General features: G+C 26.1%; 25 protein-coding genes and 1 other annotated feature. Of the genes, 21 read left to right on the top strand and 4 right to left on the bottom strand.

All coding sequences use genetic code 11. The features are described from left to right. Positions 1-25 precede the first annotated feature (25 nt). On the top strand, positions 26-934 hold the full coding sequence (locus tag AC4FQ1_RS08670; RefSeq protein WP_491169479.1) for a sensor histidine kinase: 909 nt from the start codon (positions 26-28) through the stop codon (positions 932-934). A gap of 36 nt (positions 935-970) precedes the next feature. Here AC4FQ1_RS08670 and AC4FQ1_RS08665 read toward each other — a convergent pair whose 3' ends face one another. Next, the gene (locus tag AC4FQ1_RS08665; protein ID WP_303129198.1) at positions 971-1,330 is read right to left on the bottom strand and encodes an SdpI family protein; all 360 of its coding nucleotides are present in this window, start codon (positions 1,328-1,330) and stop codon (positions 971-973) included. Between the two features lie 183 nt (positions 1,331-1,513). Here AC4FQ1_RS08665 and recQ point away from each other — a divergent pair, with 183 nt between their 5' ends. Further along, the gene (gene recQ, locus AC4FQ1_RS08660; protein ID WP_491169478.1) at positions 1,514-3,280 is read left to right on the top strand and encodes a DNA helicase RecQ; all 1,767 of its coding nucleotides are present in this window, start codon (positions 1,514-1,516) and stop codon (positions 3,278-3,280) included. Positions 3,281-3,492: 212 nt separating this feature from the next. Here the strand turns inward: recQ and AC4FQ1_RS08655 are convergent, their stop codons facing one another. Next, positions 3,493-4,656, bottom strand: coding sequence for a dicarboxylate/amino acid:cation symporter (locus AC4FQ1_RS08655; RefSeq protein WP_303129196.1), 1,164 nt, complete (start codon positions 4,654-4,656; stop codon positions 3,493-3,495). Positions 4,657-5,107: 451 nt separating this feature from the next. Between AC4FQ1_RS08655 and AC4FQ1_RS08650 the strand changes: the two genes are divergently transcribed. The 6 genes from AC4FQ1_RS08650 (at position 5,108) to AC4FQ1_RS08625 (ending at position 10,975) form a co-directional block, all read left to right on the top strand. Then, the gene (locus tag AC4FQ1_RS08650; protein ID WP_491169477.1) at positions 5,108-7,030 is read left to right on the top strand and encodes a PrkA family serine protein kinase; all 1,923 of its coding nucleotides are present in this window, start codon (positions 5,108-5,110) and stop codon (positions 7,028-7,030) included. A 9-nt stretch (positions 7,031-7,039) separates the two neighbouring features. Continuing rightward, a complete protein-coding gene (gene yhbH / locus AC4FQ1_RS08645; protein ID WP_491169476.1) occupies positions 7,040-8,221 on the top strand; it encodes a sporulation protein YhbH in 1,182 nt (393 codons plus the stop codon). 6 nt (positions 8,222-8,227) lie between these two features. Next, on the top strand, positions 8,228-9,616 hold the full coding sequence (locus AC4FQ1_RS08640) for a SpoVR family protein (protein ID WP_303129192.1): 1,389 nt from the start codon (positions 8,228-8,230) through the stop codon (positions 9,614-9,616). A 40-nt stretch (positions 9,617-9,656) separates the two neighbouring features. After that, on the top strand, positions 9,657-10,196 hold the full coding sequence (locus AC4FQ1_RS08635; protein WP_491169475.1) for a rubrerythrin family protein: 540 nt from the start codon (positions 9,657-9,659) through the stop codon (positions 10,194-10,196). Between the two features lie 11 nt (positions 10,197-10,207). After that, entirely contained in the window at positions 10,208-10,453 is a 246-nt protein-coding gene (locus tag AC4FQ1_RS08630; RefSeq protein WP_491149095.1) for a hypothetical protein, read from the top strand. Positions 10,454-10,591: 138 nt separating this feature from the next. After that, positions 10,592-10,975 (top strand): hypothetical protein, encoded by a 384-nt coding sequence (locus AC4FQ1_RS08625; RefSeq protein WP_303129188.1) that lies wholly within the window; start codon positions 10,592-10,594, stop codon positions 10,973-10,975. A gap of 42 nt (positions 10,976-11,017) precedes the next feature. On the opposite strand, the gene pssA is transcribed toward AC4FQ1_RS08625, so the two are convergent. Beyond that, a complete protein-coding gene (gene pssA / locus AC4FQ1_RS08620) occupies positions 11,018-11,548 on the bottom strand; it encodes a CDP-diacylglycerol--serine O-phosphatidyltransferase (protein WP_303129187.1) in 531 nt (176 codons plus the stop codon). A 206-nt stretch (positions 11,549-11,754) separates the two neighbouring features. Here pssA and AC4FQ1_RS08615 point away from each other — a divergent pair, with 206 nt between their 5' ends. From AC4FQ1_RS08615 to nth, 8 genes are all read left to right on the top strand, one after another. Beyond that, positions 11,755-12,636 carry a YegS/Rv2252/BmrU family lipid kinase gene (locus tag AC4FQ1_RS08615; protein WP_303129186.1) on the top strand — a complete coding sequence of 294 codons (882 nt, stop codon included), beginning with the start codon at positions 11,755-11,757 and terminating at the stop codon, positions 12,634-12,636. A 57-nt stretch (positions 12,637-12,693) separates the two neighbouring features. After that, complete coding sequence (locus tag AC4FQ1_RS08610; RefSeq protein WP_491169474.1) at positions 12,694-13,335, top strand: hypothetical protein; 642 nt, start codon at positions 12,694-12,696, stop codon at positions 13,333-13,335. Positions 13,336-13,648: 313 nt separating this feature from the next. Further along, complete coding sequence (locus tag AC4FQ1_RS08605) at positions 13,649-14,920, top strand: magnesium transporter (protein ID WP_303130106.1); 1,272 nt, start codon at positions 13,649-13,651, stop codon at positions 14,918-14,920. A gap of 145 nt (positions 14,921-15,065) precedes the next feature. Beyond that, positions 15,066-15,303 (top strand) — a binding site (T-box leader). 56 nt (positions 15,304-15,359) lie between these two features. Then, positions 15,360-16,262 carry a cysteine synthase A gene (gene cysK / locus AC4FQ1_RS08600; protein WP_303130104.1) on the top strand — a complete coding sequence of 301 codons (903 nt, stop codon included), beginning with the start codon at positions 15,360-15,362 and terminating at the stop codon, positions 16,260-16,262. 33 nt (positions 16,263-16,295) lie between these two features. Beyond that, positions 16,296-16,880, top strand: a complete 585-nt coding sequence (gene epsC, locus AC4FQ1_RS08595) for a serine O-acetyltransferase EpsC (RefSeq protein WP_303130102.1) — start codon at positions 16,296-16,298, stop codon at positions 16,878-16,880. 28 nt (positions 16,881-16,908) lie between these two features. Then, on the top strand, positions 16,909-17,889 hold the full coding sequence (queG, locus tag AC4FQ1_RS08590; protein ID WP_491169473.1) for a tRNA epoxyqueuosine(34) reductase QueG: 981 nt from the start codon (positions 16,909-16,911) through the stop codon (positions 17,887-17,889). Positions 17,890-17,944: 55 nt separating this feature from the next. Continuing rightward, positions 17,945-18,649 carry a lysophospholipid acyltransferase family protein gene (locus AC4FQ1_RS08585; RefSeq protein WP_303130099.1) on the top strand — a complete coding sequence of 235 codons (705 nt, stop codon included), beginning with the start codon at positions 17,945-17,947 and terminating at the stop codon, positions 18,647-18,649. A 66-nt stretch (positions 18,650-18,715) separates the two neighbouring features. Continuing rightward, complete coding sequence (nth, locus tag AC4FQ1_RS08580; RefSeq protein ID WP_303130097.1) at positions 18,716-19,351, top strand: endonuclease III; 636 nt, start codon at positions 18,716-18,718, stop codon at positions 19,349-19,351. A 39-nt stretch (positions 19,352-19,390) separates the two neighbouring features. Here the strand turns inward: nth and AC4FQ1_RS08575 are convergent, their stop codons facing one another. Beyond that, positions 19,391-20,251: a DMT family transporter gene (locus AC4FQ1_RS08575; RefSeq protein ID WP_303130094.1), complete on the bottom strand. Its 861-nt coding sequence runs from the start codon at positions 20,249-20,251 to the stop codon at positions 19,391-19,393. A gap of 146 nt (positions 20,252-20,397) precedes the next feature. Between AC4FQ1_RS08575 and AC4FQ1_RS08570 the strand changes: the two genes are divergently transcribed. The 5 genes from AC4FQ1_RS08570 to AC4FQ1_RS08550 all read left to right on the top strand — a co-directional run bounded on the left by AC4FQ1_RS08570 (position 20,398) and on the right by AC4FQ1_RS08550 (position 26,307). Continuing rightward, on the top strand, positions 20,398-21,309 hold the full coding sequence (locus AC4FQ1_RS08570; protein WP_491149084.1) for a D-alanine--D-alanine ligase: 912 nt from the start codon (positions 20,398-20,400) through the stop codon (positions 21,307-21,309). Between the two features lie 156 nt (positions 21,310-21,465). After that, on the top strand, positions 21,466-22,164 hold the full coding sequence (locus AC4FQ1_RS08565) for a response regulator transcription factor (protein ID WP_303130090.1): 699 nt from the start codon (positions 21,466-21,468) through the stop codon (positions 22,162-22,164). Beyond that, the gene (locus tag AC4FQ1_RS08560; protein ID WP_491169472.1) at positions 22,154-23,704 is read left to right on the top strand and encodes a sensor histidine kinase; all 1,551 of its coding nucleotides are present in this window, start codon (positions 22,154-22,156) and stop codon (positions 23,702-23,704) included. The genes AC4FQ1_RS08565 and AC4FQ1_RS08560 overlap by 11 nt, the downstream gene beginning before the upstream one ends. A gap of 96 nt (positions 23,705-23,800) precedes the next feature. Then, positions 23,801-24,757, top strand: coding sequence for a glycoside hydrolase family 25 protein (locus tag AC4FQ1_RS08555; protein WP_303130088.1), 957 nt, complete (start codon positions 23,801-23,803; stop codon positions 24,755-24,757). A gap of 149 nt (positions 24,758-24,906) precedes the next feature. Further along, positions 24,907-26,307 carry a VanW family protein gene (locus tag AC4FQ1_RS08550; protein WP_491169471.1) on the top strand — a complete coding sequence of 467 codons (1,401 nt, stop codon included), beginning with the start codon at positions 24,907-24,909 and terminating at the stop codon, positions 26,305-26,307. Positions 26,308-26,384: the final 77 nt, after the last annotated feature.

Genomic DNA, 26,384 nt, shown 5'->3' with positions numbered 1-26,384 from the left:
ATGAAAATAGATGTTGGTGATTAATTTGCAAGGAATAATAATAGTATTCTTATTATTTATAATTATTATTTTAATAATATTTTTAATTTTACTAATAAGAAATATAAAAGCGCTAAGGTTTGATGTTCAAAAATTAAATAATAGAAAAACAAATGAATTACTTAAGATTAAATATCCTAGTATAGAAATTGAAAAATTAATAATAGAAATAAATAAAAGTATAATTTTAAGAAAAGAGACAGAAGAAAAATATAGATGTATGGATTTAGAACTTAGGCAGGCTATAGCAAATATATCACATGATTTAAGAACGCCATTAACATCAATTATTGGATATGTTCAGTTACTTAAAGATGAAAGTATTGATAAGGATGTAAAAGAAGAATATTTAAATATAATAGAAAAAAGGTCTATAGTTCTTAAAAACTTAATATCAAGTTTTTATGATTTATCAAGACTTCAAGCTAATGAGTATGACTTAGATATAGAAAAAGTTAATTTAAACAATATATTGTGTGAAATAATAGCAGCCTTTTATGAAGAAATATCAAGTAAGGGAATAGAACCTAGTATAGATATAGATGAAAACTCATACAAAGTATATGGCGATAAAAAAGCTATAAATAGAATATTTACAAATTTAATTAATAATATATTAAAATATGCAAAAGACTGTGTAAGCATATCATTAAAAAAAGAAAATGATTATATAATAACTAAATTTTCTAATAGAACAGATGAAATAGAAGAAATAGATGTAGATAGAATTTTTGAGAGATTTTTTACTGTTGATAGAATGAGAACAGGACAAAATACTGGACTTGGGCTTGCTATAACTAAAATTTTAGTTGAAAAACAAGGACATGAGATATGGGCTGAAAAAGATGAAGATTTAAGTATAATTTCTATAATTATAAAATGGAAGATTGTATAAATACAAAAAGTGGCGAAATATTTCGCCACTTTAAATTTATTTAAGTTTATTTTTTTTATCAAAATTTAATTTTAATTCTTCTTCAACAATACCAAGTGATATAAATATAGAGAATAATGTTCCAAATAAACCAATCATTGATACTAAATCATCTGTAAGATTTAATGTTGATTTAATTATACCAATAAAAATAATTGAAACAATACCAAGAATAATCCAGAGTTTACCTAATTGAGTATTTGCAAATCTCCAAGCTTCTTTAGATTTCATAGAGCGCTTTGTTCTAAAGCCATAATTTTCATTTATATCACTTGGGGGATTGATAGCAAATAATACCCCGAAGATTATCATTGCAACTGGTAATAAAAAATCAACGAAATGACTTAATGGACTCATAAAATCTCCTCCTTTTAGTACGAGAAATGTTTTTTATTTATATATATATTATATCATGTAAATGTTATCATATGGTTAATTTAATTAACTAAATTTGTAAAAATAATATTATATTTAAGTGGAATTTGTTAAAGTAAGATGGTATAACTAATTATATGAAATATATGAGGAGGATAGACTAAAATGAATAATTTAGAGAAGGTTTATCATGCTTTATATAAGTTCTATGGATATAAAACATTTAGAGAAGGACAACTTGAAATAATAAATACTATATTAAATAAGAGAGATGTTTTTTGTCTTATGCCAACAGGTGGTGGTAAATCTATATGTTATCAGATTCCAGCAATATTATTTGAAGGAATTACTATTGTAATATCCCCTTTAATTTCACTTATGAAAGATCAAGTGGATAATTTAAAAGAAATAGGCATAAATGGAGTTTATATAAATAGCACATTAAATAATGATGAAATAAAAGAGATACTTAAAGATTGTTCATTAGGTCTTTATAAGATTATATATATATCTCCAGAAAGACTAGAGTCAAATTATTTTAAAAATATGATGAATGATTTAAATATATCTCAAGTTGCTATAGATGAAGCACATTGTGTTTCAGAATGGGGACATGATTTTAGACGGAGTTATAGATATATAAATAAATTTTGTGATAATTTAAAAAGTAAACCAGTTGTTTCTGCATTTACAGCTACAGCAACAGATGAAGTTAGAAAAGATTCAATAAGGCTTTTAGGATTAAAAAAACCTTACATATACTTAGGAGATATAAATAGAAGTAATTTAAATATACATATACTTAAGGAAGCTTATAAAGAAGAAGAACTTAAAAGTATAATAAAGAGTCATGAAGATGAATCAGGAATAGTATATTGTAATTCAAGAAAAGAAGTGGAAATTATATATGAAAATCTTAAAGATTTAGGATATAGTGTTTTAAAATATCATGCAGGAATGTCTGATGAATTAAAGCATGAGTCACAAGAAGATTTTCTGTATGAAAGAAAGTTAGTAATGATTGCAACTAATGCTTTTGGAATGGGAATTGATAAATCCAATGTAAGATATATAGTTCATGTAACATTGCCTAAAAATTTAGAAAGCTATTATCAAGAGATTGGGAGAGGCGGAAGAGATGGAGAAGAATGTGATTGCTATCTTTTTTATTCAAGAGAAGATATAAGGCGAGTTGAGTTTCTAATAAATAAAAGTAGTGTAATTGATAGACGTGAAGTAGCTCTTAGAAAACTACAATCTATAGTTAATTATGCTGAATATGAGGGATGTTATAGAGAATTTATACTAAAGTATTTTGATAATAAATATATTACCGATTTTTGTAATAATTGCACAAATTGCATAAATAGCGATGAAATTCAGGATTTTACAAGAGAAAGTCAAATTATTTTATCAACTATATTTAGAACAAGAGAAAAATTTGGAATATCTGTTTTAGTTGATATATTAAGGGGAATAAAGGGACCAAAAATAATACAAAATAAATTAGATAGTATTACAACTTTTGGACTTATGAAAGAATATAGTAATAAATTTATAAGAGAAATAATAAAAGGTTTAATACAATTTGGATATGTAAATTTAAAGCCAGGAACATATTCTATGCTTATATTAAATAATAAATCAATTAAAGTATTAAAGTCAGAAGAAAAAGTTTTTATGAAAATTGAAAAAGATAGTGAAAAGATATTAAATAAGGAACTATATAATGCTTTAAAATCATGGAGAAGAATTAAAGCAGTAAAAGAGAATATTAGACCTTATATAATATTTTCAGATTCTACCCTTATAGAGCTTGCAAATAAAAAGCCAGAAGATAAAGATGAACTTATGAAAGTTAGAGGTATGGGTGAAAAAAAACTTTTAAAATATGGAGAAGAAATAATAAATTTAATAAAAAGTATGACATAGAGATTATATTTATGGTTATATTATTTTGAAAATACAATAAATATAAAGTAAAAAAATTTTAATAACTTTTAAAAAAGTAAACTGATAGAAATTAAAAATAGATATAGGATTTATAATAATTTATACGAATTATCCTATATCTATATAATATTCTATTAGTTTATTTTTATTTAAATATAATTTAAATAAATTTATACTTTAAAGTTTTAAAATTATAAATTTTTCTTTTTAGCGATACCTGTAAGCATAAGAGCAATTGCCCCATCTCCTGTAACATTACAAGCTGTTCCAAAACTATCTTGAAGTGCAAATATAGTCAAAATAAGAGCAGTTCCAGCCTCATCAAAAGCTAATATACTTATAATTAATCCTAATGATGCCATAACAGTTCCTCCTGGAACACCAGGTGCACCTATTGCAAAAATTCCAAGTAAAAATATAAATAATATCATTGTTGGAAGACTAGGAAGTTTTCCATATAATATTTGTGATACTGTCATTAAAAAGAAAACTTCAGTAAGAACAGAACCACATAAATGTATATTAGAACAAAGTGGTATTGCGAAATCAACTATATCTTCTCTAAGTGATTTGGATTTTCTAGCACACTCTAAGGCCACTGGTAATGTAGCTGCACTGGACATAGTACCAACAGCTGTAAGATATGCAGGGCCATAATATTTAACAACTTCCCAAGGATTTTCTTTTGAAATAATTCCTCCTATTATGTATAAAACAGAAAGCCAAATAAAGTGTCCAAATAAAACTATTAAAATTACAACAAAGAAAATTGGTAATTGAGTTTTTATTCCACCTTCATATGTTAAAGCAGCAAAATTTGTTGCTATAAAAAATGGAAGTATTGGTATAATTACTTTATTTACAATGCTTAATATAATATTTTGAAATTGATCTAATAGTTTTTCAAATAAATCTGATTTTGTCCAACCAGTAGCTAATCCTAAAAGTAATGCTAAAGCTAAGGCGCTCATAACACTCATAATAGGTGGTATATCTAGCTTAAATAATAAATCTGGAAGTTTTTTTAGACCAGATGCATTTGAAGCTATTGAAAGCTTAGGAATTAAATTATATCCAGCAATCATAGATAAAAGTGCTGCAAACACTGATGAAAGGTAAGCAATAAGAACTGTATACATTACAAGTTTACCTGCATTTTCTCTAAGTTTTGCAATAGATGGAGTAATAAATCCTAAAATTATTAATGGAACTGAGAAAAATATAATTTGTCCTAGTATATATTTTATGGTAACTATTACACCAATTACTGAAGTAGAGGCGATATTACCAATTATAATACCTATGACAACTCCTAAAAGAAGCTTAAAAATTAAATTGTTAAATAATTTTTTCAAAAAAATTCCCCCTTTTTATAAATTTTTTATAAGCATAAAAAAACTTCTGCCTCCAAAATACAGAGGCAGAAGTAATAGCTTCCACGGTCCCACTCTGTTTATATGTAAAAACATATAACTCAAAATTATATAACGCTATAACGTGCGTTCACGCTTTAATCTACTTTAAATAAATTTCAATTAAAGAACTCATAGAGGCACTTTGTATTGGTAAATTACTTTAAAGTCTCTCTCAGCTAAAAAGACAATTCTCTGTATAAGTTAAATAGACCATATTTTTCTAATCAAAGTTTTTGATTTTATTTAATTTTATTAAAATATATTTAAATTATATATGAGAATTTTTAGAATGTAAATAGATGGGTATTGTTAAAAGTTATAAATTCTAATTATTTTTGGTATAGATTATATTACTTAATGAATATATTTTAACAAAGGGAGGGGACGCTATATGGATTTTAAAGAGTTTATTAAAAGTGATAGAGAAAGCCGAGAAAAAGAAAAATTTAATGGTACATTTCTTGATTATTTAGAAATAGTTAAGAAGAATCCAGAAATTGCAAAGTTATCTCATAAAAGGCTTTATGACATTATTTTAAAAGATGGAGTAGAAGTTTTAAAGGGAGAAGATAATTATAAAGTAAAAAGAATTTATGGAAATGAAGTAATAAGAAAATATGGATTTTTTAAAGATGACTTTTTTGGAATTGATAAAGTTTTAATGAAACTTGTTAATTACTTTCATTCAGCTGCAATGAGAGGTGAAGAATCAAGACAAGTTCTATATTTAGTAGGTCCTGTTGGAGCTGGTAAATCATCTTTAGTTGAATCATTAAAAAAAGCTCTTGAACATTGTGAGCCTATTTATAGTATAAAGGGATGTCCAATGCATGAGGAACCTCTGCATTTAATTCCTAATCATTTAAGGCCAGAGTTTGAAGAATTACTTGGTGTGAAAATAGAAGGAGATTTATGTCCAGTATGTAAATATAGACTTACACATGAGTATGGAGGTAAATATGAAGATATGCTTATAGAGAAAAAAAATTTCTCTATAAGGTCAAGAAAAGGAATCGGTGTAGTTCCACCAGTTGATCCTAATAACCAAGATACTTCAATTTTAACAGGTTCAATTGATATTTCTAAAATGGACATGTATCCAGAAGATGATCCAAGAATTTTCTCATTAAATGGTGCTTTTAATGTTGGTAATAGAGGAATGGTTGAATTTATAGAAGTATTTAAAAATGATGTTGAATATCTTCACACAATAATTACTGCCACTCAGGAAAAATCAGTTCCTTCACCTGGTAAAGGTTCAATGATTTACTTTGATGGGGTAATTGTAGCTCATTCAAATGAAGCTGAATGGAACAAGTTTAAAGCAGACCATACAAATGAAGCTATATTAGATAGAATAGTAAAAATAGAAGTTCCGTATTGTTTAGAACTTGATGAGGAAGTTAAAATTTATAAAAAGATTTTAGGAAAGAGTAGTTTTAATGCTCATATAGCACCTCATACAATTGAAATAGCTGCTATGTTTGCGATTCTTTCAAGACTTACAGGTTCAAATAAAGTAGATCCTATAACTAAACTTAAAATATATAATGGTGAAGAAATAGTTGAAAAAGGATCAACTAAGAGAATTGATATAGGAGAACTTAGAGAAGAAGCAGGTTCTTATGAAGGAATGAAGGGAATTTCAACAAGATTTATAATTAAATCAATAGATAATGCTCTTTCAAACTCAGAGCATAATTGTATAAATCCACTTAGTATAATGGAAAGCATAATTAAATCAGTTAAAGAAATGGATATTGGATCTGATGACAAGAAAAAATATTTAGGATTTATTCAAGACACAATTAGAAAAGAATACAATAAAATTTTAGAAAAAGAAATTACAAAGGCGTTTATACATTCGTTTAGAGAACAAGCAGAAAGCCTTTTTAATAATTATATAGATAATGCAGAAGCATTTGTAAATAAGAGTAAAATAAAAGATTTATCAACTGGAGAAGAATTAAATCCAGATGAAGAATTTATGAGAAGTATAGAAGAACAAATAGGAGTATCTGAATCATCAGCTAAAGGATTTAGAGCTGATGTAACATCATATATGTTCTATTTAGTTAGAAATGGTGGAAAGATGGAATATACATCTTATGAGCCAATTAAAGAGGCTATAGAAAAGAAACTTATGGCATCAGTCAAGGATCTTTCAAGAATAATAACAAAATCAAGAGTAAGAGATAAAGAGCAAACTGAAAAATATAATGCTATGGTAGAAGAAATGCAAAAAAATGGTTACTGTCTACATTGCTGTGATGTAATCTTAAAATATGCTGCTAATAATTTATGGAAAGATTAGATAAAAATTATGGCTATATTTAGAGATAATACTATAAATCCAATAGACCATGATAGATCTATTGAAGATAGAAGAAGGCATAGGCAATTAGTAGAAAAATCCATTAAAGAGAATTTAGGTGATATTTTATCTGAAGAAAGCATTATTGGAGAAAGTAAAAATAAAAAATTTAAAATTCCTATAAGAGGAATTAAAGAATATCAGTTTGTTTATGGTAAAAATTCAAAAGGTGTTGCAACTGGTACTGGTGAAGAAAAGCGTGGAGATAAAATAGGTCAAGGAAGACAAGGTAAAGGTCAAGGCAATAAAGGTGCTGGTAATTCAGAAGGTGATGATATATATGAAACAGAAGTTACTTTAGATGAATTATTAGATTATATAGCAGAAGATTTAAATCTTCCTAATTTAGATAAGAAGAAATATTCAGAAATAATAAGTGAAAGTGCAGGTAGAAGAAGTGGTTATCAAAGATATGGTATAAGACCTAGACTTGCAAAAAAGAAAACTGTAATGTCTAAAATAGCTAGAAAGCAGGGGAAAAAAAGAGCTATTAAAGAATTAAGGAATAATAATGAACCAGTTGATATTGGAAGATTTCCATTTAGAGAAGATGATTTAAGGTATTACAGAGTTAAACAAAAGCCAAAGAGAGAAAGCAATGCTGTTATGGTGTTTATAATGGATGTATCTGGTTCAATGGATAGTACAAAAAAATATTTAGCAAGGTCATTTTTCTTTGTATTATCTAGATTTTTAAGGAGAAAATATAATAATTTAGCATTTGAGTTTATATCACATACTACAGTTGCTAAAAGAGTTAATGAATATGAGTTTTTCCATAAAGCAGAATCAGGTGGAACTTATATATCAAGTGGACTTAATTTAGCTTTAGATGTTATAAAAGAGAAATATCCTAAAGAGATGTGGAACATTTATCCTGTTTACGCAAGTGATGGAGATAACTGGACTGAAGATAATGAAAATGCTATGGAATCTGTAAAAGAGCTTTGTAGTATTAGTAATATGTTTGGATATGCAGAACTTTTACCATCAACCTATTCAACAACTATGTATTATAGATTTAATAAAGAAATAAAAGAAGATAATTTTGTTACAGTTATAGTAAAAGAGAAAAAGGATTTATGGGAAGCACTTAGACAAATGCTAAGTAAGGAGATGGGGGAGGAGTAGATTTTCTTGGAATATAATTTAAAAGATTTAGAAATGTGGAATGAGAAAATAGAAAAAGAAGCTAAAGCTTTAGGATTAGACTACTATCCTCAAGAGTTTGAAGTAATAGGTTTTAATGAAATGATAGGATATGAAGCATATATTGGTATGCCTTCTAAATATCCACACTGGAGTTATGGAAAAGCTTACGAGAAAAATAAAACTTTATATTCATTAAATCTTACTGGTTTACCTTATGAAATGGTGATAAATTCAAATCCTTGTCTTGCTTATCTTATGAAAGATAATACTTTATTACTTCAAATATTAACTATGGCACATGTTTATGGACATAATGACTTTTTTAAAAATAATAGATTATTTAAAGAAGGAACAAATGCTGATAGAGCATTAGAAATGTTTAAATTAGATGCTGATATAATTAGAGGATATATAAATAATCCTAATATAGGATATGATAAAGTAGAAAAAATATTAGATGCAGCTCATGCTGTAAAATATAGCATAAAAAGATCTATAGGTGTAAAAGAATTAAGTGATAGTGAAATAAGAGATAGAAGAATAAAGGATTATAAAGATAAAATAGTAAATAGAGATTTTCTTGATAGTGATATTAAAATTGAAGAACCAGAAGTTGATAAGATTCCATTAGAGCCAAGAGATGATGTAGTTGGCTTTATAATAGAATATGGAAAACTTGAGGAGTGGGAAAAAAATATTTTAAGAATAGTGAAAAGAGAAACAGAATACTTCTTACCACAAATAGAAACTAAAACTATGAATGAAGGCTTTGCATGTTTTTGTCATTATAATATATTAAAAAATTTAGGATTATCAGAAGATTTATATCTTGAGTTTTTAAAAAGGCATAATGATGTAGTATCTCCAATACCTGGTGGATTAAATCCTTATTATATAGGTTTTAAAATATTTATGGATTTAGAAAAAAGATATGGAAGAGAAAAGGTATTTGAAGTTAGAGCTCTTGAAAGAGATGCTTCTTTTATAAGAAGATATCTTACAAAGGAATTATGTGAGGAACTTAATCTTTTTCAATATGGAAGAAGGAGTTTTGATTTTGTTGTTGAAGAAGTTTCAGATGATATAGGATGGGAAAGTATAAGAGATAATTTAGCATTTTCTTCTGGAATAGGAAGTATACCTCATATTAGGGTTATAGACTTAAATAAGAGAGATTATACTTTAACTTTAGAACATGTTTTTGACGGCAGAGAACTAGAATTATCTTATGCTAAAGAAACATTAAGGTATTTAGGAAAGCTTTGGGGATATAGAGTAAGACTTAATACTAAAGATAGAAATGGAGAAGAGTTTATTCTTATATGTGAGAATGGCAAGGTAGCCATATCAGAAGGGAACAAATTTAAAAGATAAGAATAAAATAAATAGAAAATAATATTATTAGGAGTTTACCGTGAAGTTAAAGGGAAGTAAAACAGAAAAAAATCTTTATAAAACTTTTTCTGGAGAATCAAGAGCTAGAGGTAAATATAATTTATATGCAGAAAAAGCTAGAGAAGAAGGATTTAGATGGGTTGCAGAAATATTTGATGAAACTGCAGGAAATGAATATGCTCATTCAAGAGAGGTTTTTGAAAAATATTTAAGCAAAATTGGTTCAACAGAAGATAATTTAATAGATGCGGCTTATTTTGAAAATGAAGAGGATAAAAATATTTATAAAGAATTTGAAAAAATAGCAGAAGAAGAAGGTTTTGAAGAAATTGCTGAGTTTTATAGAGAGCTTAGAGAAGTTGAAGAAAAACATAAAGAAAGGTTTTTAGCTCTTTGTGAAAGAATAAGGACAGGTAAAATGTTTAAGTCTGATGAAATCACTTATTGGCAGTGTATGAATTGTGGCTATATACATGAAGGAACTGAAGCGCCTGCTGTTTGTCCATTATGTAAATATGAGAGAGCATATTTTAAGCATTATTGTAAGGTAAATAAATAGGAGGAAGCTTTATGTATTGTAGATATCCTGATGGAAATGAATTCTTTTTTAAAGTAGATGTATTAAATGATGAATTAGAAGATTTTAATGATATTGAATTTGATTATAGAAATAAAGATGCAAATGGATGCTTAAAATATAAAGATAAAATAAGCTGTGAAACAGAAATGAAAAATAATAAAAAATTACAAGATGATTTTTTAAAATGGATAAACACTGATGTAGAATTTTCAGATGAAATTACTTTAAATAAGTAATATATGGGCTGTTTTTAGCAGCCCTATTTTTATTTTATATAAAATTAATTTGTATAATAATTTGTATTTAAATTAATGGAATAAAAATTTTAAAAAAAAATAATATAAAAATATAGAACTATTTTGAAGGAGTACTTTATGCCAAAAAAAGCAATGGATGTACAATATGAAGAACTTAGAAGATTATCTGATTTATTAAAGTCCTATGTTGATTCATATAGGTTATTAGTTGCTGGTGCGGCAGAACTTAATAATATATATGGAAGAAAAGATAAGGAAGTTAAAAGTGCAATTAATAGGGTTGATGCAGTTGGAGAGAAGATTGATGAAATAATGGATGTTATAAATAAGCATCAACACAATTATTTAAAATATAGTAAGATAAAAAATGATGTTGTATTTGATAGTTATACAAATGGAAAAGCAAAAAACGGAATAAAGAGCATAATACAGACAGAAATAGATACAGAGCTAAATTTATTTAATGATACAGCAAATACAATAAGAGATGAAGATGAATAAAAAATATCCCAGATACTTAAAAATATCTGAGATATTAAAATACTATAATTTCTTAAGTTTTAATGTGCTTACCATTAAATAAGATCCTAAAATCATAAGTATTACTGGAATAAATACGTTTATATTTTCTATTTTGATATAAAATGATATAATTGCGAATAATGACATAAAACAACCTACTATTGTAATAGGAACTCCAGTAAATACACCAGTAAATGTAGATGCGTTGTATCTAGCTAATCTAAATGCACCACAGATTGGGAATGCTAAAAGAATAGCATAACCTATTATTCCAAATGGTCCTAGATATTTAAAATTAAATAAAGTATAGATTAAAATAGAAGGAGCAACTCCAAATGATACAAGGTCTGCTAATGAGTCTAATTCTTTTCCAAGTTCACTTGACACATTTAAGTATCTAGCAACTCTTCCGTCATACCTATCTACTAATCCTGCAAGCAACACTAATATTGATGCTTGAACGTATTTGCCTTCAAATGTTGAAAGTAGAGAAAGAACTCCACATGATAAATTTATAAAAGTAAATACGTTAGGAATACAACTTTTTTTCATATAACCACTCCTAAAAATCATAAATAACTTACAGTTAGTAATTATAGCATACAAATTACTTAAATATAAGAAAAAATTAAATTTTAATAAAATCTTTAGATAGACTTTAGAAATAATTATTAATTGTATTTAAGTTAAATATAAGTAGACAATATTTTCTTAAAAATGTATAATATTAGTTAACTTTGACTAAAGGGGGAATAATAATGAAAAGGGTACGTTTCATTTATAATCCTTACTCTGGAGAGAACGCAATAATAAATGAATTAGATAATATAATAAAAATATATCAAGAATATGGTTACACAATAATTCCTTATAGAATAGAACGAGGAAGAGATATAAGTGAAGCTTTAGATTGTATTGATAATAATTATGCACATATACTAATAGCTGGAGGAGATGGAACTGTAGATTCAGTTTTAAATGCTATGATGAAAAAAGGTGTTAATATACCTATAGCTATACTTCCTGTTGGTACTGCAAATGACTTTGGTAAATTTATTGATATGCCTCAAGTTGTAAAAGATGCTTGTGTTAGAATTCTTACTTCAATACCTCAAAAAGTTGATATAGGTAAAATAAATAATAAATATTTTATAAATGTTGCAAGTACGGGACTTTTTACAGATGTATCACAGAAGACTGATGTACATCTTAAAAATGCTATTGGAAAGCTTGCTTACTATATAAAAGGAATTGAGGAGTTACCTAATTTTAGAAAATTAAATGTAACTTTAAAATCAAAAGAAGTTAATTATAATGGGGAAATGTATTTGTTATTAGTCTTTAATGGTAGAACAGCTGGAAATCTTAATTTAGCTACTAAAGCTGATATACAAGATGGAAAGTTAGATTTAATTTTATTTAAAGCAGTTCCTGTTATAGAATTATTACCTCTTTTTTTAAAAGTATTAAGAGGAGATCATTTAGAATCAGATAAAGTAATTCACTTTAAAACTGATGAAGTTATAGTAGAATGTGATGAAGATATAGTAACTGATATAGATGGAGAAAAGGGTCCTGACTTCCCTCTTGATATAAAATGTATAAAGGGTGGAATACAAGTTTTAGGATTAAAGGAATAAAATAAAATAATATTTAATAAGTATAAGTAACATAGTTTGTATTTAGGAGTGTTTAATATGATAAGTATTATATATTATGTACAGATTTTACTTATACTTTTTTTATTTTTAATAGCAATAAATAAATTTTATAAAAATTCACCTATAAAAATAAAAATATTTTTTATACCTTGTATGATTGGAATATTTATTAGAAATTTATCTATATTATTTATGAGTATAGTAAAAGACTCATCTTTAGCATATAATTTGAAGGGAATAGTATATTTAGATTATTTAATAGTTCCATTAGTTATAATTTGCATTTATTATGTTTATTTTAGAATAGATAATTTTTCATTTAATAAAATATATTTATTAAGTTTAATATGTATATGTTTATATGTAATATTTATTAAATTTAGTCAAGGAAAAATAATACTAAATAATATGTTTGGATATATGATAAAGTTAAATAATAATATATATATAAATTTATCATTTATTATAATTTTAGTATCATTACTTATTTTGGGAACCTTATTCTTAAATAAGAAAAATGTTTTAAAAGATAAATTAATTGAATTAATGATAATAATAGTCTTTATATTAATAGATATTATACTTATAATGATAGGAATAAATCCTATTCCATATTCTATATTTGGCGAATCTTTAATATTAATTAGCTTAAATAGTTGTGTAAAAACGTTTAAATAATAATAAATGTTATAAAAGTAGTTGCCTTTTAATCTTAATATAATATAATGTAAGTATAGAATAAGTTTATAATATAAAATTATTATTTAAAACTTTAGGCGGTTTTGTGGTATAACAAAGCCATTTTTTATTTTTATAAATTTTAATAAAAAGGATGGTGAATTAATAAATGGAGGTTGGACCCAATTTAAATGACAACCCAAAACTCAATAATGTCTTAAGGGAGACTTCTATTTAATTTACAAACTTTTTGTACTGTCATGATTTAATAGTTTAAAGGTTTCCCTTATAGGCAATAAGGAGGAGAGCTATAATGAAGCAAATGACAGTATTTTCTTATACAGATATATTAGGTAAAAAAATATATGATGAATTTAATGATACTATGGGAGTATTAAAGGATGTATATGTAACAACAGAAGAAGGATATCCAAAAATAATTGGTTATAAAGTAAAGAGAGATGGTTCTATATATCACTATGAATTTAGAGATATAAATTTTTATAAGGCTGATGGAAAAGTAATAATAGATACAAAGGGAAGTAAAGAAATCTTGCCAAGAACTTATAGTTACCTTTTATCAAGACATCTTTTAGATAAAAAGATTGTTGATATAAATGGAAAAAAGGTAGTTAGAGTTGATGATTTAAGAATAGCTAAAATTGCAGGAGAATATAGAGTAGTAGCTGTTGAAACTGGACCGCTTGTTAGATACAAGAGAATGGGGATAAGCTTTTTAGTTAAGCCAATATATAAATTACTTGGAAAAAGTTTTGAAGAAACAGTTTTAATGTGGGATGATGTTGAATCATTAGAAATGATAAATAATAATTTAAAGTTACAAGTACCATATAAGAAGCTTTCTAAACTACATCCAGCAGACCTTGCTGATATATTAGAAGAACTAGATACTAAATCAAGAAAACAAGTATTTGAATCACTTGATGATGATTTAGCTGCAAATACATTAGAAGAATTAGATCAGGAATATAAGGGGAAAATTATTAAGGAATTATCAGAAAGTAAAGCAGCTGAACTTTTAGAAAATATGCCAAGTGATGAAATAGCAGACCTTTTAGATGAACTAGATGAAGAAGAAAGAGAAAAAATATTAGTAAATCTTGAAAAAGAGGATGCTGAAGAAGTAAAAGAACTTTTAGAATATGAAGATGAAACTGTTGGTAGTATAATGGCTAAAGACTTTATATCTTTAAATTTAGATATAACTGTTAAAGAAACAGTTGATATATTAAAAGAGATGCAACCTGACGAAGAAGTTATGTATTATATTTATATAACTGATAATGAGGATAAATTACAAGGATCAGTTTCTTTAAGAGAATTAATATTAAGTGATGGAAGTAATAAATTAAGTGAAATAATGGAGACAAATATCAATTATTTAAAACATGAAGATTATATTGATGAAGCTGTAGAAATAGCGAATAAATATGACCTTTTATCTGTTCCGGTAATTGATGAGGATGAAAAACTTATTGGTATAGTTATAATTCATGATATAGTAGATGAGTATTTATATCCATTATGGAAAAAGAAGAATAGAAAACCAAAAGAAAAGTATTAGAATATATGTGTAGTAATATTGTTTAAATTTTTATTTAAACAATATTACTACACTTTTTAATTTAATTTAAAATTTTATAAAAGTTGTTGACAATAAAATAAAAGAGAATATAATAATATTATAAAACATATCAAAATACTCTGAATTAAAAACTGTGAAAAAGGAAAGTAGTATAAAGGAAGATTACAGAGAGAAAAGTGTTGCTGAGAGCTTTTTATCAAGAATTTATATGAAGTGCCCTTTGGAGTTGTAATCTGAAAGTTTAGTAAGATTTTCCGGATTCGCCCGTTATAGCGATAAAGTATTTTTATGTACTTGAATTTTTAAGGGGAATTATTTTAATTCAATTAGAGTGGAACCGCGGAAGTTACTTCGTCTCTATATTTAGAGAGGGAGTTTTTTTTATACATAAAATTAAAAGTTTTTGGGAGGTATTAATATGATTTACAAAAATAGTTTAGAAATGATAGGAAGTACACCAATATTAAAAATGAATAGTATAGACGAAAATAGTGCAGACATATACGTAAAACTTGAAAAATTTAATGTAGGTGGAAGTGTAAAAGATAGAGCTGCTCTTGGAATGATAGAAAAGGCAGAAAGAGATGGTTTATTAAAAAAAGGTGATGTTATTGTAGAGCCAACAAGTGGAAATACAGGAATAGCTCTTGCAATGATAGGAAGACTTAAAGGATATAAAGTAATTATAGTTATGCCAGATACTATGAGTGAAGAGAGAAGAGCTTTAATAAGAGCTTATGGAGCTGAACTTATATTAACAGATGGAAGCAAAGGTATGAAAGGAGCAATAGAAAAAGCAACAGAACTTTCAAATAAAGATGGATATTTTATGCCACAACAATTTGAGAATAGCGCTAATAAAGAGAAACATTATGAAACTACAGCTATTGAAATATTAAACGATATAAAGGATTTAGATGTTTTTATTGCAAGTGTTGGAACAGGAGGAACAGTTACAGGTATATCAAAAAAATTAAAAGAAGAAATAAAAGAATTAAAAACTGTAGCAGTTGAGCCAGAAAATTCTAAAGTATTAAGTGGAGGAAAACCAGGGCCGCATAAAATACAAGGGATAGGAGCTGGATTTATTCCTGCAATATATGAAAGTAAATATGTTGATGAAATAATTTCAATAACAGATGAAGAAGCATTTGAAGCTGCTAGAGAATTTGCAAAAGAAGAGGGAGTATTAGTTGGAATATCTTCTGGAAGTGCTATAGCTGCAGCTAAAAAGATAGCAAAAAGATTAGGTAAAGGTAAAAAAGTTTTAGCGATAGCACCAGACGGTGGAGAAAAATATTTATCAATGGGACTTTATTAGAAAATTTTAAAATCTAAAGGAGGAACTGCTGTTATGTTTAAAAATTTAAATTATGATTTGGAAAGAATATTAAAAGAAGACCCAGCAGCAAGAGGTAAAATAGAAGTATTATTATTGTATCCATCTGTTCATGCATTAATTGCATATAGAATATCAAATAAATTATATAAGCATAAATTATTTTTTTTAGCTAGATTAGTATCTCAAATAAGTAGGTTTTTTACTGGAATCGAAATTCATCCTGGTGCTACTATAGGAAAAGGTTTATTCATAGATCATGGAATGGGAGTAGTAATTGGAGAAACAGCAGAAGTTGGTGATAACGTTACTATATATCATGGAGTAACATTAGGTGGAACAGGTAAGCATAAAGGAAAGAGACATCCTACTATTGGGAATAATGTTATAATAGGGAGTGGTGCTAAAGTTTTAGGACCTATAAATATTGGAGATAATGTTAAAATAGGAGCTAACTCAGTTGTTTTAAAAGATATAGAAGATGATAAAACAGCAGTTGGAATACCAGCAAAGGTAGTTAAAAAAGTAAATTCTAAAATTATAACTATTAAAGATGTTGAAGGAAAATATAAAGATATATATAATGAAATGATAATTTAAATATAGGTTTTAGAAAGTGTGTTTGAAAATGGATATAAAAAATGAAATTTTAAAATTTTGCAGCAGTCTAAATTTAGATTTAGTTGGATTTATAAAGTGCAGAAAATTTGAAGAACTAAAAGGCTTCTTAAAAGAAAGACAGGATTTAAATCTTCAAAATGAATTTGAAGAAGAGGATATAGAAAAAAGAATAAATCCTAATATATATATGGAAGAGGGGAAGACTATTATATCAATAGCTTTCCCTTATGCTAATTTAGAAAACTTTGAAAATAATGGTTTTTCTATTTATACAAAAGGAGAAGATTATCATAAAGTTTTACATGAATACTTAGAAAAAATATGTGGATTTATTAATAGTTTAGGTGGAAATAGCATAGCGTTAGTAGATAGTAACTCTCTTCCTGAGAGATATATTGCAAGTTTAGCAGGTATAGGCTTTATTGGTAAAAATAATATGATAATAACAGAAAAATATGGTTCTTATGTTTTTTTAGGAGAAATAATAACTGATTTGGAAATATTTGAAGAGGATAAAATTACATTACAAGAATCTATGGAATATAAAAAATGTGGTGATTGTACTATTTGCTTTAAGGAATGTCCAACTAAAGCTATTAATAAATTTAGAAAAAATACTAATATTTGTGTTTCATATTTAACTCAAAAGAAGGACTTAAATGATAATGAATTGAATTTATTAAATGGAAGAATATTTGGTTGTGATAGCTGTCAATTAAAATGTCCATATAATGAACATATAGAGTTCTCAAATATAGAAAGTTTTAAAGTAAAAGAATTTATGAAAAATGATAATGAGGATTTTATAATAAATTTAAACAATAAAATATTTAAAGAATTTTATAAAACTACATCTTGTGGATGGAGAGGAAAAAATATTTTAATAAGAAATGCTATAATAAGAAAGTTTAAATTAAAAAAAGAAAGTATAGATAATATAAAAAGTGAATCTCCTTATATAAATAATTATATAGATAGACTTTTATAAGCATCTAGAATATAATATAGATTGATTAATATTATAGGAAGTGGGTGGGGATTTTATGTTATCACCATTTATGGCGAAGATTATAGGAATGTTACCAGAAAGCTTAGTGGTGTACGTTGGAAAGAAAATTACTGACGGGTACATAAAAAAACATGCAAATTTACATATCAGTGGATATGAAAAAATAAAAGATATAAAAGGCCCTATAGTCTTTATATGTAATCACTTGAGTAATTCTGATGGATTACTTTTAAATAAAATTTTAAAAGAAGACTTTGACCCATATTTTGTAGCTGGAGTTAAGTTATCAGGAGATCCTATAACTAATATAGGTATAAAAATGGTTAAAAATATTCCAATAAAACCAAACACAGCTGATAAGGAAGCTATGACAAAAATGGTTAAAGTATTAAGAGGTGGAGAAAATCTTTTAATATTCCCTGAAGGAACAAGAAGTAGAACAGGTGCTATGATTGAGGGGAAAAAAGGAATACTACTTCTTGCTAAGGTAAAAAATGTAACTGTTATTCCAATAGGTATGTCAGGAACAGAAAAACTTTTACCTATATGCAAAGATGGAGATATGGGTGGAGAGGTTTGGCAAGATGCTGATGTATATTTAAATTTTGGTGATCCAGTAACTTTACCTAAAAAAGAAAAAGAAGAAACAAAGCATGAATATGATGATAGATGTATGGAATTTTTAATGAAATCTATAGCTAAAGAATTGCCAGAAAGTTATAGAGGTGTATACAAATAATATTTTAAGACTCGCTCTAATATTTTTAGGGCGAGTTTATTTAAAAGAAAAAGTGGGGTGTGAATTATGAAGAAGAGAACAAAAGAAATACTTGATATATTAAAAGAAACTTATCCAGATGCAAAATGTGAATTAAATTATAAAACACCTTTTCAATTATTAGTGGCAACTATTTTATCAGCTCAAACTACTGATAAAAAAGTTAATGAAGTAACAGAAAGTCTTTTTAGAGATTATGGAGATTTAGATTCATTTTTAACTTTAACTAATGAAGATCTTGAAAAAAGAATAAAACAAATTGGTTTATATAGAAATAAAGCAAAAAACTTAGTTCTTATGGCAAGACAACTTAAAGAAAATTTTAATGGTGAAGTTCCAAATACAATGGAAGGAATAACATCACTTGCTGGAGCTGGAAGAAAGACTGCAAATGTGGTTTTATCAAATGCATTTAATATTCCATCTATAGCTGTTGATACACATGTATTTAGAGTTTCTAATAGACTAGGATTAGCTAATTCAGAAAATGTTTTAGAAGTAGAAAAGCAACTTCAAAAAGAATTACCTAAGAAAGAATGGTCTTTAACGCATCATCTTTTAATCTTTCATGGAAGAAGATGCTGTTCATCACAAAGACCAAAATGTTTTGAATGTCCTCTTAATCATATTTGTAAATGGAAGGATAAAAAACAATATATGTAAAAAAAAGCTAAGGCTATTTACCTTAGCTTTTTTATATTTTTATGCTTTTTTAGATAATTTATTGTTATATATAAACATAGCTATTGAAGCAATAATTACAATTGCATAACCAATAAAACTAAATTTAGTTGGCACTTGTCCGAATAAAATAAAACCTATAAAGGCAGTAAATATTATTTGTGTATATGAATATATTGAAATTTCTTTTGCTGGTGCATATTTGTATGCTGAAGTTAATGAGAATTGAGCAACAGATGCAGCTACTCCAGCCATTAATAAATAAAATAATTGAATTATACTAAAAGGCTTAAATGTTATGATTACAAAAGGTAATGTAAATAATATTGAAAATAATGAGAAAAAGAATACTATAGTAGGACCTTTTTCACGATTACCTAAAAATCTAACAAAAGTATAAGCTGCCCCAGCAAATATAGCTGAAGATAATCCAACTAAAGCAGGAATTATTTCTAAACTAAAGGAAGGTCTTATTATAAATAAACTTCCAAGAAATGCAGTTATTAAAATTATAAATTGATTTTTTGTAATTTTTTCTTTCAAGAAAAGGCTAGAAAATATTATTACAAAAAATGGTGAAAGTTGATTTAACATATTAGCATCAGCTAATATTAAATGTTCTATTGCATAATAGTTAGCTATAATTCCAAGAGTTCCAAGAAGAGCTCTACCAATTAGAAATTTTCTATTTTCTTTTTTACCAAATAAACTATCACCGCTTTTTCTTATAACATAAAAAGCAACTATACAACTTACAAGATTTCTAAAAAGACTTTTTTCTATTGATGGCAAATCGCCAGCAAGCTTTACAAATGTACTCATAACAGCAAATGAAAGAGCTGATATTATCATAAGTATAATAGCTTTATTTTTATTATTCATATGAAAATCCTCCTATAAAATTTTACTATGATAACAATATACTATTCTACAAATAAATGCAAATTTCATATTAAATTTATGCATTTTATAAAATATAGTGATATAATATTATAAGTTGAAAATTTATATGCTTTTGGAGGTACATTATGAAAGTTGGAGTTATAATGGGGGGTATCTCATCAGAAAGAGAGATATCATTAAACAGTGGAGAATCAATATTAGAAAATATAGATACTAGTAAATATGATGTTTGTAAAATTGTTATAGATAAAAAAGAAGATATAATAAATAAAGTTAGAGATGAAAAAATAGATTTTGCATTACTTGCACTTCATGGTCAATTTGGTGAAGATGGAACTGTTCAATCAGTTTTACAATGTTTAAATATACCTTACTCAGGTTGTGGCCCATTAAGTAGCGCAGCTTGTATGGATAAAGATATGACAAAAAGTCTTTTAAAAGCAGCGGGGGTTAGAACAGCACCTTGGATAAATGTAAGAAGTGTAGAAGAAATAGATTATGATAAAATAGAAGAACTTGGTTATCCAGTAGTAATAAAACCAACACACGGTGGATCAAGTGTTGCAACATTTATTATAAAAGATAAAAGTGAAGTTTTACATGCAGTAGAAGAAGGATTTAAATGGGATACAGAAGTTATGATTGAAAAGTTTATAAAAGGAGAAGAAATAACTTGTCCTATATTTAATGATAAAATGTATCCGGTACTTGCTATAAAACCAAAATCAGAGTTTTTTGATTTTGAATCAAAATATCAAGATGGTGGAGCTGATGAGTTTATAATAAATTTAGAAGAAGATTTACATGAAGAAGTTGAAAAAATGGCTCTTTTAACTTATAGAGCATTAAAATGTTCAGTATATGCAAGAGTTGATATGATAGTAACAGAAGATAAGGTTCCATATATATTAGAAGTTAATACTTTACCAGGTATGACTAAAAACAGCTTATTCCCAAAAAGTGCAGCTGGAATAAATATTTCATATAGTGGATTAATAGATGATATAATTGAAACTTCATTAAAAGAAAAAAGATAATAAACTTTATAATAAAAAAGGCTAAGCTTTAATAGTTTAGCCTTTTAATTTAACCTTAAAACTTTTAAGAATTTATTAAGGAAATGTTATTTAATTATTTAAGAAGTCAAATTTATAATCTTAAATATACTAGTAAAATAGTTTGGAGGAATTAATTTGAGAAGAGAGAGAATTTTAATTGTTGATGATGAAAAAGAGATAAGAGATTTAGTTGAGATATATTTAAAGGGTGAAGGATATGAAACAATTAAAGCCCAAGATGGAGAAGAAGCATTATATTTACTTAAGGAAAATGAAATAGATTTAGTAATATTAGATGTTATGATGCCAAAATTAAATGGTATAGAAACTTGTCTTAAAATAAGAGAAGAAAGTGAAATACCAATTATAATGCTTTCAGCAAAATCAGAGGATATAGATAAAATATTAGGTCTTAACATGGGAGCGGATGATTACTTAAGTAAGCCCTTTAATACATTGGAATTAATAGCTAGAGTAAAATCTCAGCTTAGAAGATATAAAAAGTTTAATAATAAACCAAAAGAAGAATCTGAATTAATGATAGTTATAGATGATTTATGTATAAAGTTAGATACTCACGAAGTGTTTTTGGGAGAAAAGAGTATAAGATTTACTCCAACGGAATTTGATATATTAGTTTTACTTGCTAAAAATCGCGGAAAAGTATTTTCAATGAGAAATATTTATGAAAGTGTATGGGATCAAGAATATATGGAATCAGATAATACTGTTATGGTTCATATTAGAAAAATAAGAGAAAAGATAGAAGAAAATCCAAGAAGTCCTAGATTTTTAAAAACAGTTTGGGGGGTAGGATATAAAATTGATAAATAGAAAAAATAAAAAAGAGAAGGAGCCAAAAGAAAGAAAAAGGGATAAATTAAAAAGAAAATATGAAGACTTTAAAAAAACAAAAATAGGAATTATGCTTAAAGAATTAATTCAAAAATTTGATACTAAAATAAAACAAAGTATTAGATTTGAGCTTATGATTATATTTGCTTTATGTTTTATAATTGCAACAATATCATATGGAATTTTAAATGATATGTTTAAAAATGTTCATACTAAAGCAGAAATTAGGTATGAATATAGTAATATGGAACATAATGCTCAAGATATAGTTAATAAAATAGAACATGAAAGTATAAATAGCGATGTAAAAATAAATAATAAAAATTTCTTTAATAGGTTAATGGATACTTATTCTAATGGGAATGATAAAATTTATATAACAGATATAGATGGAAAAGTTTTGTATAGAAATCAAAATGCATCTGAAGAAAAAATAGATATTTATACAGTACTTAAAAATGTTTCAAAAAATCCTAAAGATGAATATGATTCAAGAGAATATACTATTATATATCCAATTGATATAGGTAATGGGAAATATTACATAATATATACTGGAATTCCTAGTGCAAGAATAGAATATGTTGATTATTTTGTTTCAAATTCTTATTTAGCATTAACTTTATCTATAATAATATTTATAGTAACATTTCTAATTTTAACTAATAAGAAAACAAAATATTTAGATGAAATTGCAAAGGGAATTAAGAATATAGCTGATGGTGATTTATCTCATAGTATAAGTGAAAATGGTAATGATGAAATTGCAAATATAGCTATAAATGTTAATAATATGGCTAAGGAAATAAGTAGTAGAATAGAGGCACAAGAAGAAGCTGAGAAAACTAAAGCAGATTTAATAACAAATGTTTCTCATGATTTAAGAACTCCTTTAACATCTATAATGGGATATATAGGTTTATTAAAAGATAAAAGATATACAGATGAAAAATCAATGAATGAGTACTTAGATATTGCTTATAATAAGGCTGAAAAACTTAGAATTCTTATAGAAGATTTATTTGAGTATACAAAATATAATAATAAAGGAATAAAGCTTAATAAGGTTGATGTTAACTTATGTGAATTTGTAGCGCAAGTTTCAGAAGAATTAAAGCCTTATTTTGAGAGCTCAAGTATAGACCAAATAAAAACTTTAGCTGATGAAAAAATAATAGTAAATATAGATCCTGATAAAATGGTTAGAGTTTTAGAAAATCTTTTAACTAATGCTGTTAAATATTCTTATAAGCCCGGCGCTGTAATAATTGGGGTTTATGCAAAGGATGGATATGCAACAATAGCTGTAAAAAATAGAGGAGAAAATATTCCAAAAGAAAAGATGGATAAATTATTTGATAGATTTTATAGAATGGAAGAATCAAGAAATGCAAGTCTTGGTGGATCAGGTTTGGGGCTAGCCATTTCAAAAAATATAGTAGAAATGCATAAAGGTGAAATTTGGGGAGAATGTTATGGAAATGATATAAGTTTTTATATAAGACTACGAATTAAGTAAATTATAAGATTTTAGTAATTTTTTTAATCATGTAACCTTAAGCTGTTTAATTTAATATCTTAATAAAGAATAAGTATTTTTACTTTTGGAGGAGTTATGCAAGATAAAAATCCTAAAAGTACCTTTGGAATAGATATAAATGAATATAGCCAAGGTGTTGATTTTACAGTATTATCAAGAACTGTTGATTTTCTATATTTAAGAGCTTCTGGATCAGGTAGTGGATATTTTAGAGTTGATAAAAAGTTTTTAGAATATGCAGTAGAAAGTAGAAAATTTTCTATACCAGTAGGAGCATACCATTATGCTATGCCTTCTTATAATCTTTTAACTGCAGATTCACAATGTGATGATTTTATTGATACTCTTCAAAGAGGATTTGGAAATAAAAATTACGGAGATTTATTTCCCGTATTAGATGTTGAAGCACCAATAGATCCTAAAATGAGTACAGATGCTTTAATTAATTGGGTTGATAGATTTAGACAAAGATTTGAGAAAAAAACTAGAAGAAGACTTATGCTTTACACAGGATTATTTTTTATACAGCTTTATAATGACTTTAAATATAGTGACGGAACATATCCTTTAAAAAATATGCCTCTTTGGATTGCTATGTATACAAATATACCAAGTAATCCAAAAGTTCCACCTAATATAGGAGGTTGGACTAGATGGAGAATTTGGCAATTTAGTGAAAGTCAAAAAGTTCAAGGAGTTAATAATCCTCTTGATGCGAATTGGGGACCAAATAATTTAGATATTTTAATGCAACCAAAGCAAGTTAATGGTTTAAAAGCTTGGAGAGATAATGAGTATATTTATGTGTCATGGAATAGAAATAATGATATAGATTTATTAGGATATAATATATTTATAGATAATTATTGGGTTGGAACAGTTGATAGAGATGATACATCTTTTAGAATACCTTTAAGTAAAATTTATAAACCTAATAATAGAGTTTTAAATATTACCATAGAAGCTTTTGATTATGATGGAGAAACATCACAAATTAGAACTTTATATAAGTTGGATGGTAGATTAATATAAAATAATAATTATTAAATTAATAAGAGTCTTTCAAGATAAAAAAATTTGAAAGACTCTTTAATAAATAAAAAAAGTATTAAAAATAAATATGATATGTTATATAATGTAAATGATTAGAAGGGAATTAAAATGAACGAAGGGAGTATATAATGGGTACAGGTGAAGATGGGAAATTAAATAAAAATGATAATATGAGAAAAAAATTAATTATAGGAACTATTGTTATATCTTCAATTGCAATTATAGGTGGAGTTTCATATGGAGTATCAGCCAATAAAATAATAAATGAATGGAATAATAAAATTTATCCAAATGTATTTATTGAAGAAGTAAATGTTGGTGGTATGACAAAAGAAGAAGCAAAATCTGTAATAAAAAATAATTATACAAAAAAAATAGATGATAAAGATATAGTAGTAAATATTAAAGGAAAAGATAAAGAGTATAAAGCAAAGTATTCTGAAATATCACCTAAATATGATATTGATAAGGCAGTAGATGAAGCATTTAATTATGGGAAAGATTCAAGTTTTTTTAAGAAAAATTCTTTAATAAAAAATAAAAATAATTCAAAACAAGAAGTTCAACTTAACTTTAGTTATAACAATAAAAAACTAGAATTATTAGAAAACAAAATAGTTGACAAATTTACTACATTACCTAAAAATGCTAGTATAGCTATAAATGGAGATATTTCAATAACTCCAGAACAAATTGGTTATGGAATAGATAAAAAGGATTTGGATAATAAATTAAAAAAAGAATTAAATGGTGATATAGAAAATCAAACTAAAATAATAGTAGAGAAAAAAGAAGTAAAGCCAAAAATAACTAAAAAAGACCTTTCAAAAATTGATGGTGTTATTGGAGAATTTACAACATCATATAAATCATCAGATTCTAATAGGTCAACAAATATTCGAGTTGTAACAGAATTTGTTGATGGAACAGTTTTAATGCCAGGAGAAGAATTTAGTTATAGTAAAACTAGCCAAAAAGATAAAAGTCTTTATAAAGAAGGAAATGCATATATAAATAATCAAATAGTAAAAGATATTGGTGGTGGAATATGTCAAGTTTCAACTACTTTATATAGAGCTGTAATGAGAGCAAATATTAGGTCAACAGAAAGACATAATCACTCATTAACAGTTGGATATTCAAATCCAAGTCTTGATGCAACTGTTGCATGGGGATATTTAGATTATAAGTTTAAAAATCCATATGATTTTCCAATATATATAAAAGGAATAACTCATAACAAAAATGTAACCTTTAAAATATATGGTAATGTTGATGGATTAAAAGGAAGAAGTTATGATATGACAAATGAAATACTTAATGTTATAAATCCAAAAGAGGAGATAATAAAAGATCCAAATCTTAAAGAAGGAACAAGAATTGTTGAGTCTAATGGGCAAACAGGATATGTTTCAAAGGGATATCAATTAACTTATGAAAATGGTAAAGTCATAAAGAAAGAATTAATATCTACGGATAGTTACGCTATGGTACCGAGAAAGGTTAGAGTTGGTACTAAGAAAAATTAATTTTTTAAATTATTAAACTTTTAATTGAATAAATTTTTATGGAAAAATATAAGAGTTTTTCATAAAATATAAATAAT

Source organism: Clostridium sp. TJA020 (genome assembly GCF_058310295.1).
This window is presented reverse-complemented; position numbering and strand designations above follow the sequence as displayed.

Bases quoted from the DNA above. Each gene is read 5' to 3' on its own strand.
- AC4FQ1_RS08665 (WP_303129198.1), bottom strand. From the start codon at position 1,330: ATGAGTCCATTAAGTCATTTCGTTGATTTTTTATTACCAGTTGCAATG.
- recQ (WP_491169478.1), top strand. From the start codon at position 1,514: ATGAATAATTTAGAGAAGGTTTATCATGCTTTATATAAGTTCTATGGA.
- AC4FQ1_RS08650 (WP_491169477.1), top strand. From the start codon at position 5,108: ATGGATTTTAAAGAGTTTATTAAAAGTGATAGAGAAAGCCGAGAAAAA.
- yhbH (WP_491169476.1), top strand. From the start codon at position 7,040: ATGGCTATATTTAGAGATAATACTATAAATCCAATAGACCATGATAGA.
- AC4FQ1_RS08630 (WP_491149095.1), top strand. From the start codon at position 10,208: ATGTATTGTAGATATCCTGATGGAAATGAATTCTTTTTTAAAGTAGAT.
- AC4FQ1_RS08625 (WP_303129188.1), top strand. From the start codon at position 10,592: ATGCCAAAAAAAGCAATGGATGTACAATATGAAGAACTTAGAAGATTA.
- pssA (WP_303129187.1), bottom strand. From the start codon at position 11,548: ATGAAAAAAAGTTGTATTCCTAACGTATTTACTTTTATAAATTTATCA.
- AC4FQ1_RS08615 (WP_303129186.1), top strand. From the start codon at position 11,755: ATGAAAAGGGTACGTTTCATTTATAATCCTTACTCTGGAGAGAACGCA.
- AC4FQ1_RS08610 (WP_491169474.1), top strand. From the start codon at position 12,694: ATGATAAGTATTATATATTATGTACAGATTTTACTTATACTTTTTTTA.
- AC4FQ1_RS08605 (WP_303130106.1), top strand. From the start codon at position 13,649: ATGAAGCAAATGACAGTATTTTCTTATACAGATATATTAGGTAAAAAA.
- cysK (WP_303130104.1), top strand. From the start codon at position 15,360: ATGATTTACAAAAATAGTTTAGAAATGATAGGAAGTACACCAATATTA.
- epsC (WP_303130102.1), top strand. From the start codon at position 16,296: ATGTTTAAAAATTTAAATTATGATTTGGAAAGAATATTAAAAGAAGAC.
- queG (WP_491169473.1), top strand. From the start codon at position 16,909: ATGGATATAAAAAATGAAATTTTAAAATTTTGCAGCAGTCTAAATTTA.
- AC4FQ1_RS08585 (WP_303130099.1), top strand. From the start codon at position 17,945: ATGTTATCACCATTTATGGCGAAGATTATAGGAATGTTACCAGAAAGC.
- nth (WP_303130097.1), top strand. From the start codon at position 18,716: ATGAAGAAGAGAACAAAAGAAATACTTGATATATTAAAAGAAACTTAT.
- AC4FQ1_RS08575 (WP_303130094.1), bottom strand. From the start codon at position 20,251: ATGAATAATAAAAATAAAGCTATTATACTTATGATAATATCAGCTCTT.
- AC4FQ1_RS08570 (WP_491149084.1), top strand. From the start codon at position 20,398: ATGAAAGTTGGAGTTATAATGGGGGGTATCTCATCAGAAAGAGAGATA.
- AC4FQ1_RS08555 (WP_303130088.1), top strand. From the start codon at position 23,801: ATGCAAGATAAAAATCCTAAAAGTACCTTTGGAATAGATATAAATGAA.
- AC4FQ1_RS08550 (WP_491169471.1), top strand. From the start codon at position 24,907: ATGGGTACAGGTGAAGATGGGAAATTAAATAAAAATGATAATATGAGA.